Origin of the sequence: Reyranella sp. (assembly GCF_965279465.1) — a bacterium.
Classification (GTDB): Bacteria; Pseudomonadota; Alphaproteobacteria; order Reyranellales; family Reyranellaceae; genus Reyranella.
In genome coordinates this window covers 1,450,851-1,463,736 of sequence record NZ_OZ257242.1, presented here as the reverse complement: position 1 = coordinate 1,463,736, position 12,886 = coordinate 1,450,851, and the positions used below count along the sequence as shown (strand labels likewise).

10 protein-coding genes are annotated in these 12,886 nt (G+C 67.5%); 5 read left to right on the top strand and 5 right to left on the bottom strand.

Going from position 1 to position 12,886, the window contains the following annotated elements:
* Positions 1-69: 69 nt before the first annotated feature.
* Positions 70-1,236, bottom strand: a complete 1,167-nt coding sequence (prpF, locus tag ACQY8M_RS07025) for a 2-methylaconitate cis-trans isomerase PrpF (protein WP_428670256.1) — start codon at positions 1,234-1,236, stop codon at positions 70-72.
* Between the two features lie 53 nt (positions 1,237-1,289).
* Between prpF and ACQY8M_RS07020 the strand changes: the two genes are divergently transcribed.
* Positions 1,290-1,790, top strand: coding sequence for a YbhB/YbcL family Raf kinase inhibitor-like protein (locus ACQY8M_RS07020; RefSeq protein ID WP_428670254.1), 501 nt, complete (start codon positions 1,290-1,292; stop codon positions 1,788-1,790).
* 131 nt (positions 1,791-1,921) lie between these two features.
* Positions 1,922-3,298, top strand: coding sequence for a GH1 family beta-glucosidase (locus tag ACQY8M_RS07015; protein WP_428670252.1), 1,377 nt, complete (start codon positions 1,922-1,924; stop codon positions 3,296-3,298).
* A gap of 12 nt (positions 3,299-3,310) precedes the next feature.
* On the opposite strand, the gene ACQY8M_RS07010 is transcribed toward ACQY8M_RS07015, so the two are convergent.
* Positions 3,311-3,724, bottom strand: coding sequence for an acyl-CoA thioesterase (locus ACQY8M_RS07010; RefSeq protein ID WP_428670250.1), 414 nt, complete (start codon positions 3,722-3,724; stop codon positions 3,311-3,313).
* A 319-nt stretch (positions 3,725-4,043) separates the two neighbouring features.
* On the opposite strand from ACQY8M_RS07010, the gene ACQY8M_RS07005 reads away from it, so the two are divergent.
* Genes ACQY8M_RS07005 through ACQY8M_RS06995 form a run of 3 tightly spaced genes read left to right on the top strand, consistent with a single transcriptional unit; the run spans position 4,044 to position 7,765 of the window.
* Positions 4,044-5,894: an acyl-CoA synthetase gene (locus ACQY8M_RS07005; RefSeq protein ID WP_428670248.1), complete on the top strand. Its 1,851-nt coding sequence runs from the start codon at positions 4,044-4,046 to the stop codon at positions 5,892-5,894.
* 5 nt (positions 5,895-5,899) lie between these two features.
* Entirely contained in the window at positions 5,900-6,472 is a 573-nt protein-coding gene (locus tag ACQY8M_RS07000) for an NUDIX domain-containing protein (RefSeq protein WP_428670246.1), read from the top strand.
* A 54-nt stretch (positions 6,473-6,526) separates the two neighbouring features.
* Positions 6,527-7,765 (top strand): NAD(P)/FAD-dependent oxidoreductase, encoded by a 1,239-nt coding sequence (locus ACQY8M_RS06995; RefSeq protein ID WP_428670244.1) that lies wholly within the window; start codon positions 6,527-6,529, stop codon positions 7,763-7,765.
* Positions 7,766-8,075: 310 nt separating this feature from the next.
* Here ACQY8M_RS06995 and ACQY8M_RS06990 read toward each other — a convergent pair whose 3' ends face one another.
* Genes ACQY8M_RS06990 through ACQY8M_RS06980 form a run of 3 tightly spaced genes read right to left on the bottom strand, consistent with a single transcriptional unit; the run spans position 8,076 to position 12,875 of the window.
* Positions 8,076-9,839, bottom strand: coding sequence for a hydantoinase B/oxoprolinase family protein (locus tag ACQY8M_RS06990; protein ID WP_428670242.1), 1,764 nt, complete (start codon positions 9,837-9,839; stop codon positions 8,076-8,078).
* Positions 9,836-11,959: a hydantoinase/oxoprolinase family protein gene (locus tag ACQY8M_RS06985; RefSeq protein WP_428670240.1), complete on the bottom strand. Its 2,124-nt coding sequence runs from the start codon at positions 11,957-11,959 to the stop codon at positions 9,836-9,838. Before ACQY8M_RS06985 ends, ACQY8M_RS06990 begins: the two co-directional genes overlap by 4 nt.
* A complete protein-coding gene (locus tag ACQY8M_RS06980) occupies positions 11,937-12,875 on the bottom strand; it encodes an ABC transporter ATP-binding protein (protein WP_428670238.1) in 939 nt (312 codons plus the stop codon). The genes ACQY8M_RS06985 and ACQY8M_RS06980 overlap by 23 nt, the downstream gene beginning before the upstream one ends.
* Between the last annotated feature and the right edge of the window lie 11 nt (positions 12,876-12,886).

Here is a 12,886-nt window from a genome sequence, read left to right as displayed (position 1 = left end):
CGGAGCCGCTCTTCTTCGGATTGCCGAACCCCATGAGCGGCTCTGAAGAGCCGCGCTCCCAGCAAACAATCAAATCGCTGGAACCCGCACCCAGCCTTCCATGAGGCGCCGGGCCGATCGGCTCATCATCACCTTTTTCACCGCCCACTGGCCGGCCTCCTCGCGTGCCTCGGCGCCGACGCTCAGCACGCCGGAGGGATGGCCGAAGCGCACACGGCCGTCGGCACCGGCCGGCGCGATCCGGCTGACGATTGTGCCGGGTATCGCGGCGGCCGCGGCGAGGGCAACCGCGCCAGTGCCTGTCATCGCGTGGTGCAGCACGCCCATCGAGAAGATGCGCGCCAGCAGGTCGATCGCCTCGGGAGTCACCATCTTGCCGTCCGACGCGGTGTAGCCCGCAGGCTTCGAAACGAACGCGAGCTTGGGCGTGTGCTGCCGTTTCGCCGTCGCTTCCTCGGGCGTCTTCACCAATCCCATCGCAACAGCACCGTGCGCGCGCACGGCCTCGGCCATGGCAAGGATCTTCGCATTGCCGTTGATGTCCTTCTGCAGCTCGGTGCCCGAAAGCCCGAGCCGAGCCGCATCGACGAAGATGGTGGGATTGCCGGCGTTGATCAGCGTCGCCTCGACCGTGCCGAGCCCCGGCACGTCGAGCATGTCGATGCGGCGGCCGGTCGGGAACATCGCCCCGCCGGCATCCTCGCCGTCGCCATCGTCCGCGGCCGGGTCGAGGAACTCGAGCTTCACCTCGGCGGCGGGGAAAGTCACACCGTCGAGCTCGAAGTCGCCGAGCTCCTGCACCGCGCCGTCCTTCATCGGGACGTGGCTGATGCTTCGCTTCTTGATGTTGGCCTGCCAGATTCGCACCACTGCCGTACCATCGGCCGGGGCGCTCAGGATGCCCGCGTCGATCGCGAACGGCCCGACTGCCGTGGTGAGATTGCCGCAGTTGCCCGACCAGTCGATCACCGGCGCATCGATCGCGACCTGGCCGAACAAGTAATCGACATCGCAGTCCGGCCGGTCCGATTTGGACAGGATCACGATCTTGCTGGTGCTGGAGGTCGCGCCGCCCATGCCGTCGGTCTGCTTGCCGTACCGGTCGGGACTGCCGATCACCCGAAGCAACAGCCGCTCGCGCTGCGCGGGATCGGGCGGCAGGTCCTCCGCGAGGAAGAACACGCCCTTGCTGGTACCGCCACGCATGTAGACGGCCGGAATGCGGAGTTGCTTCATGAAAACCTCTGGCCTGCGCTATCGTACACCCAAGCCCAATCCAGGAGGAAACCATGGCGCTCATTCTCACCAGCAACAGCTTCGCGGAGGGCGCGACCCTCGGCATGGATCACATCCTGTCGGCCGATTACGGCTTCGGCTGCGGCGGCGGCAACAAGTCGCCGCACTTCGCGTGGTCTGGCGTGCCAGACGGCACCAAAAGCTTCGCACTCTCCTGCTTCGACCCAGACGCGCCGACCGGCAGCGGCTTCTGGCATTGGGTCGTGGTGAACATCCCGATCGGCACGACCGAGCTGAAGCTCGATGCGGGCAACCCGAAATCGGACCTGTTGCCCAAGGGCGCGCTGCAGACCCGCACCGACTTCGGCGCACCGGGCTATGGCGGACCCTGCCCGCCCGAGGGACACGGCCCGCACCGCTACGTCTTCACGCTGTTCGCCGTGAAGCAGGAGGCCCTGCCGGTGAACTCAGACACTTCCGCGGCCATCGTCGGCTTCCAGCTCCATTTCAACACGATCGAGAAGGCAACGCTGACGGGCAAGTTCCAGCGCTAGATTCGGTGCTCCCCCACTGGCACGCGCAGTGCTAGGTACGGTGGGTGACCCATTACCCTCTATCCCGCCGTGGATTGCTTGCGGCGGGCTCGTCCGCGACCCTCGGCGCCCTTGCATCAGGTTCCGATTCAATGGCCCGCACAGCGTCCGAAGCGCCGCGGTCGGCCCTGCAGTTTCCCGAGGGATTCCGCTGGGGCACCGCCACCTCGGCCTATCAGGTCGAGGGCGCAGCGCGCGAGGACGGCCGCGGGCCCTCGATCTGGGACACTTTTGCGCAGACGCCGGGACGGATCCGCGACGGCTCGAACGGCGACGCCAGCGTCGACCATTATCACCGCTACAAGGACGACGTGGCGCTGATGAAGGGGTTGGGGGCCAAGGCGTACCGCTTCTCGATCGCCTGGCCGCGCCTCTTTCCCGACGGAAGGGGAACGCTCAATGACAGGGGCTTGGCCTTCTACGACCGGCTGGTCGACGAGCTGCTGCGCGCCGGTATCGAGCCGTTCGCCACCCTCTATCACTGGGACCTGCCGCAGGCGCTGCAGGACAAGGGCGGCTGGCAGGCGCGCGATACCGCGCTCGCCTTCGGCGACTATGCCGGCCTCGTGGCGCGCAAGCTCGGCGACCGGGTCGGCCATATCTTCACGCTCAACGAGGTGCAGGCCTTCGTCGAGCATGGCCATCAGAGCGGTGTGTTCGCGCCGGGCATGAAGCTCACACCGGGCGCGCTCAACCAGGTGCGCCATCATGCGGTGCTCGCGCACGGCCTCGCGGTCCGGGCGATCCGGGCCAACGCGCCGGCCGGTGCCAAGGTCGGACCAGCCGAGAACATGACCATCGCATTGCCGGTGATCGAGACGCCCGAACACATTCGCGCTGCCGAGCTCGCCACCCGCGAGGTGAACGCACCCTATCTCACGGTGATGCTCGAGGGCCGCTACACCGACGCCTATCTCGCCAATGCCGGCGCCGACGCCCCGAAGTTCACGCCGCAGGATCTCGAGATCATCGCCAGCCCGGTCGATTTCGTCGGCCTCAACGTCTATTCGCCCGGTCTCCATGTGCTGGCGAGCGAGACGGCGCCGGGCTACGCGGCGGTCAAGGTTCCGTCCTCGTATCCGCGCATGGCATCGGAGTGGCTGACCGTCGGCCCTGAAGCGCTCTACTGGGCGCCACGGCACGCCGCGAAGCTGTGGAACGTGAAAGACATCTATATCACGGAGAACGGCGCCTCGGCGGCCGACCAGCCTGCTGCGGACGGGGTGGTCTACGATATCGATCGCGTGATGTACCTGCGCAACTACCTCACCCACCTGCAGCGGGCAACCGCCGAGGGCGTGCCGGTGCGCGGCTATTTCTTGTGGAGCCTGCTCGACAACTTCGAATGGGCGGACGGCTACGCAACGCGGTTCGGGCTGGTCCATGTCGACTACGCCTCGCAGAAGCGCACGCCCAAGCTCAGCGCGGCGTTCTACCGCGAGGTGATCGCCCGCAACGCCGTGGCGTAGGCCCTCCCGGTCCTATTGCACCGGGCGTAACGGCCGCGGCCGGCCGTCATCGTCGACGGCCACGAAGGTAAAGGTGGCATCGGTGACCTTGAGGCGGTCGCCCTGGCCCTGGCGCATCGCCCAGACCTCGATCGAGAGCGTGATCGAGCTGTTCCCGGTGCGCACGATCTCGGTGTAGCAGCACACCACGTCGCCGACCTGCACGGGCTGGCGAAAGACGATGCGGTCGACGGCAACGGTGACGACGCGGCCGTTGGCGACGGTCGTCGCCGACATCTTCCCGGCCATGTCCATTAGCGACATGATCCAACCGCCGAAGATATCGCCCTTGGGATTGGTATCGGTCGGCATCGCCAGCACGCGCGAGGCAAGCTCGCCGCGCGGCAGGGCGCCGTCAGGTGCCGGACGCTGCGACTGGGCAGGCATGACTTCCCTCACGCTGCCACGTCCGGCGCATCTTTGCGTAGCGGCGGTCGGGGCGTTGCGAGCCTAGTGTCTTCGGCTTCCGTATAGGACCACATACCAAACTCCTTGATGGGGGTCCTCCCAGGGCGTTCCGCTTTGCTGCGGTGCACTCAAAGCATATGAGCGTCGATTAAGGCCTTTCAAGGAAAAATGCTGCGATGCACAAAATGAGGCGGGGCTCTCTCTCGAAATCGTGCGCCATGGCTGCCGAAATTGCTGGCACCGCCGGATGTCTCTTGTCATATCGCGGCCAACGACGTTTCAGGGACGGAAAACATTTATGACGATCCGCACGCAGGCCGACATCGCCGAGCTCGAGAAGGTGCCGCTCACCGAGCGCGTCCGGCAGAGCAACATGCTCGAGCTGCTGCGCCAGGCGGGTTCCGACCATGCCGACCGGACCGCGATCCGCTTCCTGTCCGGCACGACGTCAGCCGATCCGGTGCGCGACGTTCGCTTCGGGGAGCTGCTGCAGCGCGTGATCCAGACCGCGAACCTGCTCGGTGCCGAGGGTATCGGCCCGGACGACACCGTGACGATCCTGTTGCCGAGCGTGCCGGAGACTTTCTTCGCGCTGTGGGGTGCGGAGATCGCCGCGGTCGCCAACCCGGTAAACTACTTCCTGAACGCCTCGCAGATCGCCGGCATCATGAAGGAGGCCGGGGCGAAGGCGCTCATCGCCGCCGACGCCTCGCTGTTCCCCGACATTTGGCCGAAAGTCGAGGCGATTCGGGACGCGCTGCCGGGGCTGAAAGTGTTCCGCGTTGGCGGCAAGGGCGCCGCGCCTGCCGGCATCATCGATTTCGAAGCTGCGATCGCCAAGCAACCGGCCGACAGGCTGGCCGCGCCCAAAGCACTCGGGCGCGATACGGTGGCGGCGCTGTTCCACACCGGCGGCACGACAGGCCTGCCGAAGCTCGCGCGCCACACACACGGCGCGCTGACCCTTGCTGCCTGGAGCAACGCGCTGATGTTCGACCTGCCGCCCGGCGCGGTGATGTTGAACCCGCTGCCGCAATTCCATGTCGGCGGCTCGATCTTCGGCGCCTTGTCAGGCGTCGCCGCCGGCTGGACGGTTGTGATCCCGACGCCGCTCGGCGCCCGCAATCCCAATGTGGTGCGCGATTGGTGGAGCATCGTCGAGCGCAACAAGGTGACGATCGGCGGCGCCGTGCCGACCAGCCTGGCCGCGATCATGAACGTGCCGCGCGACGGCCACGACCTCTCGTCCCTCAAGGTCTTCGTGTCGGGCGGCTCGACGGTGCCGGTCGAGCTGATCCGCCGCATCGAAAGCGAGATCGGCGTGCCGGTGGTCGAGGGCTATGGCATGACCGAGGTGCATTGCTATTCGACGATGAACCCGATGCACGGCGAGCGGCGGCCGGGCTCGGTCGGGCTGCGCCTGCCCTACACCGAGGTACGTATCGCCAATGTGGCCGGCGACGGCACGATCCGCGGCGACTGCCCGCTGGGCACGATCGGCCACGTCCTGATGCGCGGGCCGCAAGTGACGCCGGGCTACCTCGATCCGCGCCACGACAAGGGCGCGATGCTGGCCGACGGCTGGCTCGACTCAGGCGATCTCGGCCGGCTGGATGCCGACGGCTATGTCTGGCTCACCGGCCGCTCGAAGGACCTGATCATCCGCGGCGGCCACAACATCGACCCGATCGTGATCGAAGAGGCGCTGGTCCGCCATCCCGCGGTCGAGACCGCCGCTGCGGTCGGCCTGCCAGACACTTATGCCGGCGAGCTGCCGATGGCGTTCGTGCAGCTCAAGCCCAACGCGACGGCGACACCCGAGGAGCTGCGCGAATTCTGCCGCCAGGAAATCCCCGAACGCGCCGCCGTGCCGGTGCAGGTCGTGCCGATTCCGACCATGCCGCTCACCGGCGTGGGCAAGATCTTCAAGCCGGCGCTGCGGCTCGACGCGGCGCAGCGCGCGTTCGACGCCGCGCTGATGCCGCTGCGCGCTGACGGCGTGACGGCCGACGTCACGGTCGGCAACGATCCGACCCACGGCACGCTGGCGACGGTGCGGGTCGACGGGCCCTCCAGCGCGGCGATCGTGAAGCGCTGTGCGGAGCTGCTGGGCGGCTTCCAGATCCGGCACGCCGTCCGGTTCGGCTGATACCCATGGCGAAGAAACGCAGCGCCGGAATCCTTCCCTTTCGTCCGCGACGCGACGGGCCGGAGCTGTTCCTGGTCCATCCTGGCGGTCCGTTCTGGAAGAACAAAGACGAAGGGGCCTGGTCGATCCCCAAGGGCGAGATCGATCCGAACGAAGACCCGCTGACGGCCGCCCGACGCGAGTTCCGCGAAGAGACGAGCCTAGCGCTGGAAGGCACCTTCATCGAGCTCGACCCGGTCACAATCGCCAGCGGCAAGGAGATCCTGGTCTGGGCGGTCGAGCGCGATCTCGACGCGACGGCGATGAAGAGCAACACCTTCACGATCGAATGGCCGCCGCGCTCGGGCAAGGTCGAGGAATTCCCCGAAGCCGACCGCGCCGCCTGGTTCGCCTGGCCGGTGGCGCTGCAGAAGGTGACGGCCGGCCAGGTGCCGGTGCTGCTGCAGCTCCTGTCGATCCTCGGGATCTCGGCGGCGGCGCCCGCTCTGCCGGCGCCGCCGCCAGACGACCCGCCGGGTCCGCACGGTCCAGCGGGAAAGCGCGAACGCCGAAAACGCACAGCGCGTCAGAAAGCGTAGGCGCCATCGCGGGAAGCCCCGGGAACCGGACACAGGGCACTCACGTTACGCCCCGTGCTCGATCAGCAGGATACCACCCAGGACGATCTACGGGGCGGCTGTGCCCCTTGGCGCAAGGGTGGCCGGCCGCCCAGCCGCATCCTCGAGGACGATCGCCGCTGCGAGGTTCTCGTCGTCGGCGCGGGTATCACCGGGGCGATGGTGGCCGAGCACCTGACGTCGCTCGGCCACGAGGTCTGCCTCGTCGATCGCGAGCGGCCAGGCTTCGGCAGCACGGCGGCGAGCACCGCGATGCTGCAATGGGAGATCGATCGATCGCTGACCGAGCTCACCACCCTTTACGGGTTCGAGCGCGCGGCCAACATCTACCGGCAAAGCCTGCACGCCGTGACTGGCCTGAAGGAACTGATCGAGACGCAGCACCTGCCCTGCGAGTTCCGCCCGCGGCGCTCGCTCTACCTCGCCAGCGGCGCGGGAACGGGCGCCGCCGAGCTGCGCGCCGAGCACGAATTGCGCGAGCGCGCCGGCCTGCCGGGCTTCTATCTCGACCACCCGACCCTGCTGCGCGAATTCGGAATCGCACGCGAGGCCGCAATCCTTTCTCCCGGCTCGGCCGAGGCCGATCCGATGTGCCTTGCCCATACGCTGCTGGTGACCGCCATCCGGCACGGCGCCGTCGTGTATGACGGTGAAGCGACCCGGTTCGAGGCGATCGGCGGAGGCGGTCTCGCCGTCGGGCTGGCGTACGGCCAGACGATCGAGGCCCAACGCGTGATTCTCGCGACCGGCTACGTGATGCCCGACTTCGTCGTCACCGACATGCATCGCCCATCGTCGAGCTGGGCGATCGCCACGCCACCGCAGAAGCCGCAAGTATTATGGCCCGGCCGGCCACTGATCTGGGAAGCGACGACGCCCTATTTCTACGCGCGCACCACGACCGACGACCGCATCATCATCGGCGGCGAGGACGACCCTGCGCTGGTCGAGCCCGCGGCGCGGGATGCCGCGATGCCGGAGAAATCCGAACGCATCCTCCGGCAGCTGAAGACCCTCTGCCCTGAGGCAGAGCTACGCGCCGACTACTGCTGGTCTGGCGCCTTCAGCGAGACCTCGGACGGCCTGCCCCTGATAGGCCGGGTGCGCGGCTATCCGCACCTCTATGCCGCCTACGGCTATGGCGGCAACGGCATCACCTTCAGCTTCCTCGCCGCCCGCATGATCGCCCGCATGATCGCCGGCGAGGACGAGCCCTGGTATACCGATCTCGCGGTGGATCGGCCGAAACCTTGAAGCAGGACACGTATCGCCTCGCCGGCGAGCGGGCTGACGGCCAGTCGCGGCGGTGAAGAACGAATTCTTGACCAGGACTCATCGCTAATAAAGAACTCGTTCTTAACGAGAATCGGTATGAACGAATACGTTCTCCGATTGGACCGAACACTGGCGACAGTCAGCCAACGACGACACGCGCGATCGAAATCCTGCGCAGGGCCGGAATCCTGGTCGAAACGACGGGGCGGAAGAGAGATCGCTCCTTCGCCTATCAAGCCTATCTGAGGCACCTGCAAGCCGGCACCGAACTGGAGCAGCGGTAGCTGCCTTATTCCGCCGCTACCTTCGTCCTGAGCCGCGCCGTCTCGGCGGCGTCGAGCACGCCGTCCGCATCGACCGCCACGCCATAGTGCTCGCGTGCCGCCTCGACCGAGACCAAGCCGCGAGCCACGTCGTCGGCGACCTTCCCGGCCGGGCGCTTGTGCGGGTCGCCGTAGCCGCCGCCGCCGGGCATGGAGACGATCAGGCGGTCACCGACCGCGATCGTCGATTGCGCCTTGGGCGGCAGGGTGCGGCCGCTGCGGGTCTCGACCCGGCCGGTCGTGCCGTTCTTGCCGCCGGCCCGGCCGCGCGGCGGATAGACCACGCGGTCGAAGCTGGTCGAGATCGCGAACGGCATGTCCTCGGCGGTCTCGATCTCCATCACCTGGCCGAGGCCGCCGCGGAACTCGCCGGCGCCGCCGGAGTCCTGGCGGTATTCCTTGCTCCACACCAGCACCGGCGCGTTTGTCTCGGTGATCTCGACCGGCACGTTGCGCACGCCGCTCGGGAAGGCCGTTGCACTGAGGCCATCGAGCTTGGGCCGCGCGCCGGTGCCGCCGGAGTGGAAGCCCGTGACATTGTAGGGCGTTGCGCCCTTCAGCTTTTCGGGATCGGCATCGACCCGGCCCATGCCGCCCATCAGCCGCACGTTCCACAGGCACGACGTTCCTTCGGCCGGCACACCCTCGGGCATCGCTTGCTGCAGGCAACCGAACACCACGTCGGGCAGCATCTGGCCGATGATCGAGCGGCCGGCGACCGGCGCGGGATGCTTGGCGTTCAGGATGCAGCCCTCGGGCGCGGTCACGCGAATGGTGGCGAGGGAGGCCGCGTTGTTGGGCACATGCGGCGCCACGATGCATTTCACGCCGAAGCTCGTGTAGGCCTCGGTGTAGCAAAGCGGCACGTTGATGCCGAGCTGCACCACGCCCGCGGAGCCCGCAAAGTCGACGTCGATGCCCTCGGGCCCGATGGTGAGCTTGGCCTTCAGCTCCATCGGCTTGCCGTTGATGCCGTCGACCATCATCGAATTATGGTAGGTGCCGTGCGGCAGCCTGTTGATCGCCTCGAGGCTCGCCTCCCGCGAATGGTCGAGGATGTGCTTGGCGAGATCGTCGAGATGCTCGAGGCCGAACTCGTCCATCATGGCGACCAGCCGCTTGCCGCCGACCTCGTTGCTGGCGATCTCCGAATAAATGTCGCCGATCACCTGGATCGGCTCGCGGACGTTGGCCTTGATGATGTCGATCAGCCACTCGTTCATCTCGCCGCGATCGACGATCTTGGTGATCGGGAGGTAGATCCCCTCCTCGTAGACCTGCTTGGCCTCCCCGATGATGCCGCGGCCGCCGATGTCGACGACGTGCAAGGTGCAGGCGAACAGGCCGACCGGCTTGCCGCGCCGGAAGGTCGGCGTGACGATGACGATGTCGTTCAGGTGGCCAGTGCCCTGCCACGGATCGTTGACGATGAAAGCGTCACCCTCGTTCATCTTGGTGATCGGCACCTTGTCGAGCACGTAGCCGGTGCTCATCGCCATCGAGTTCACATGACCCGGCGTGCCGGTGACGGCCTGGGCCAGCATGCGGCCCTTCGTGTCGTAGACGCCGGCCGAGAGATCGCCCGCCTCGCGCGTCGCCGTGCCGAAGGCGGTGCGCACCAGCGTCTGCGCCTGCTCCTCGACGACGGAGATCAGTCGGTTCCACATCACCTGGTATTCGATGCGGCTCAGCGGATGGTTGGCCCTCTTCGCTGAACTTGGGGTGCTCATTGCGCGGCCTCCTGCAGAACGGCCTTCCTGGCCAACAGACGAATGGCGCCCGAGGGATCGAGCGTGGCGGTGAAACCCGAGGTGATGATCGTGGTGGTCTCATCCTCGGCGATGACGGCGGGTCCCTGGATCGACTGGCCGGGCTTCAGCGCGGTGCGAGCATAGACCGGGACGCTGGCGAATTCCCGCAGCATCGGATCGAACAGGGTGCGCGTGCCGAGCGCCGCCGGCGCGCCGCCTTCGGAGGCCGCGGCCATCGGCAGTGCGGCAGCGCGGCCCGGCGCGGGCGCCTCGGCCTTCAGGATCCACCCCACGACCTCGATGTCGAGCGCGGGGATCACGCGGTTGAACAGGGCGCGGTAGCCGGCATCGAAGCGTTTCTGCAGCTCGGCGACGGAGTCCTTGGTGAATGGCCCGTCCGGCAGCTCGACCAGGATCTCGTGACCCTGGCCGGCATAGCGCATGTCTGCGCTGCGGCTGATCGTGATCGGAGCGGACCCTGCGCCCAGCTTGACCACGTCGGTCGCCTCCTTGCCCATCTCCACGAACATGGCGTTGATCGCGGCCGGATCGAAGGTCGAGAGCCGCGCGAAGCGGCTGCGGACGACTTCGAAGGCGATCGGAGCGCGCAGGAAGCCGACGGCCGAGCCGACACCGGCGCTGGCCGGGATCAGCACATCGGCGATGCCGAGCTTTTCCGCGAGCCGTGCGGCATGGAGCGGGGCGCCGCCGCCGAAGGCGATCAGGGTGCGGCCTTCGAGCTCTGCGCCGCGCTCGACGGCGTGGACGCGGGCGGCGTTGGCCATGTTCTCCTCGACCACCTCGGAGACGCCGAACGCCGACAGGGTGGTGTCGAGGTCGAGCGGCGTGCCGACATGGGTGTCGAGCGCCTGCTTGCTCAGGGAGGCATCGAGCTGGATCGAGCCGCCGGCGAAGCGGTCGGGATCGATGCGGCCCAGCACGACGTTAGCGTCGGTCACGGCCGGCCGGCTGCCACCGAGCCGGTAGCAGGCCGGACCGGGATCGGAGCCGGCGCTTTCGGGGCCGACGGTGATGCGCTTCATCGGATCTACGCCCGCGAGCGAGCCACCGCCCGCGCCGATCTCGACCATCTCGATCACGGGGATGCGCACCGGCAGGCCGCTGCCCTTCATGAAGCGGTAGCGGCGATCGACCTCGAAGCTGCGCGAGGCCATCGGCTTGCCGTCGTCGATGATGCAGATCTTGGCGGTCGTACCGCCCATGTCGAACGACAGGATGCGATCGATGCCCATGTTCTCCGCTATCCAGGTCGACAGGATCACGCCGCCGGCGGGTCCCGATTCGACGAGGCGGATCGGGAAGCGCGCTGCCGTCTCGAGCGTGGTAAGGCCGCCGCCCGAGGTCATCAGCAGCAGCGGGCAGGCGAAGCCCGCGGCATGGGCGCGGTTCTGCAAGCTCTCGAGATAGCGCGCCATCAGCGGCTGGACGTAGGCATTGGCACAGGTCGTCGAGAAGCGTTCGTATTCGCGCACCTCGGGGCAGACTTCAGACGAGATCGAGATGCGCACTTCGGGCAGCTTCGCCGCCAGGATCTCCGCCGTGCGCCGCTCGTGCGTGGGATTGGCGTAGCTGTGGAGGAAGCCGATGGCGATCGCCTCGACGCCCTTGGCTTTGAGCGTATCGGCCAGCGCTTCGACTGCCGCCTCGTCGAGCGGCAGCCGCACGCCGCCCTTCGCGTCGGTGCGCTCAGGCACGGTGAAACGCAATGTGCGCGGCGCCAGGGGCTCGGGCTTCTCGATGAAGATGTCGTACTGCTCGAAGCGGTTCTCCTGAGCCATCTCGATCGAATCGCGGAAGCCTTGGGTGGTGACCAGCGCCGTCTTCGCGCCCTTGCGCTCGATGATCGCGTTGGTCGCCAGGGTCGTGCCGTGGACGATCAGGCCGACCTGGCCCGGCTCGATGCCGCCGAGCTTCAGGGCGCGCATCATGCCGTCGAGCACGCCCTCCTCGGGGGCCGCCTTGGTGGTTAGCACCTTGGTCGAATAGCGCGCCTCGGGCGTCTCCAGCACCACGTCAGTAAAGGTTCCGCCGATGTCCACCGCGAGGCGGACCGACTCAGGCGAAATGGCAGGCGGCATGATGTCCTTCTCCAATCGGCCGCAGCAGCGGCTCCTCCGCCCGGCAACGTTCCGTCGCGGCCGGGCAGCGTGAATAGAATCGGCAACCCGCGGAAATATCCGTTGTCGCGAGCTCGCCCTTGATCGGCGGCGCGCTCCGCTTGTGGGTCGGATCGGCCGAAGGCACCGCGGCGAACAAGGCCTTTGTGTACGGGTGCCGTGGGTTCCTGAACAAGGTGCCGTGCGGCGCGCTTTCCACGATGCGGCCGAGATACATCACCAGCACCCGGTCGGCGAAGTAGCGCACCACCGACAGGTCGTGGCTGATGAACAGGTAGCTGAGGCCGAGGTCGCGCTTGAGCTCGACCAGGAGGTTCAGGATCTGCGCCTGGATCGAGACGTCGAGCGCCGAGACCGGCTCGTCGCACACAATCAGCGCCGGCCGCAGGATCAGCGCGCGGGCGATGCCGATGCGCTGGCGCTGGCCGCCGGAGAATTCGTGCGGATAGCGGTCGAGCGCGTCGATGGGCAGGCCGACCTTGGCAACGATCTCGCGCATCTGCCGCTCTCGTTCGGGCCGGTCGCCGAGGCGGTGCACTTTCAGCGCGGTGTCGAGGACGGTGCGGATAGTCTGGCGCGGGTTGAGCGAGCCGAACGGATCCTGGAAGATCATCTGCATGCGCCGGCGGTGCGGCGCCATGGCCGCGTCGCCGAGCCGCGTGATGTCCGCGCCGTCGAGCGTGATGGCGCCCTCGGCCGACGGCACGAGACGCAGGATGGTCTTGCCCAGCGTGGACTTGCCGCAGCCCGACTCGCCCACCAGCCCGACCGTCTCGCCACGCTCAAGCTCGAACGAGACGCCGTCGACCGCACGCAGCATCTGCTTGCCAACGGCATAGCGCGTGTGCAGGTCGCGGACGGAGAGCAGAGCGGTCATCGTGCGCTGCC

Excerpts from the sequence above, each read along its gene's own strand:
- prpF (WP_428670256.1), bottom strand. The coding sequence starts at position 1,236 with ATGAAGCAACTCCGCATTCCGGCCGTCTACATGCGTGGCGGTACCAGC.
- ACQY8M_RS07020 (WP_428670254.1), top strand. The coding sequence starts at position 1,290 with ATGGCGCTCATTCTCACCAGCAACAGCTTCGCGGAGGGCGCGACCCTC.
- ACQY8M_RS07015 (WP_428670252.1), top strand. The coding sequence starts at position 1,922 with ATGGCCCGCACAGCGTCCGAAGCGCCGCGGTCGGCCCTGCAGTTTCCC.
- ACQY8M_RS07010 (WP_428670250.1), bottom strand. The coding sequence starts at position 3,724 with ATGCCTGCCCAGTCGCAGCGTCCGGCACCTGACGGCGCCCTGCCGCGC.
- ACQY8M_RS07005 (WP_428670248.1), top strand. The coding sequence starts at position 4,044 with ATGACGATCCGCACGCAGGCCGACATCGCCGAGCTCGAGAAGGTGCCG.
- ACQY8M_RS07000 (WP_428670246.1), top strand. The coding sequence starts at position 5,900 with ATGGCGAAGAAACGCAGCGCCGGAATCCTTCCCTTTCGTCCGCGACGC.
- ACQY8M_RS06990 (WP_428670242.1), bottom strand. The coding sequence starts at position 9,839 with ATGAGCACCCCAAGTTCAGCGAAGAGGGCCAACCATCCGCTGAGCCGC.
- ACQY8M_RS06985 (WP_428670240.1), bottom strand. The coding sequence starts at position 11,959 with ATGCCGCCTGCCATTTCGCCTGAGTCGGTCCGCCTCGCGGTGGACATC.
- ACQY8M_RS06980 (WP_428670238.1), bottom strand. The coding sequence starts at position 12,875 with ATGACCGCTCTGCTCTCCGTCCGCGACCTGCACACGCGCTATGCCGTT.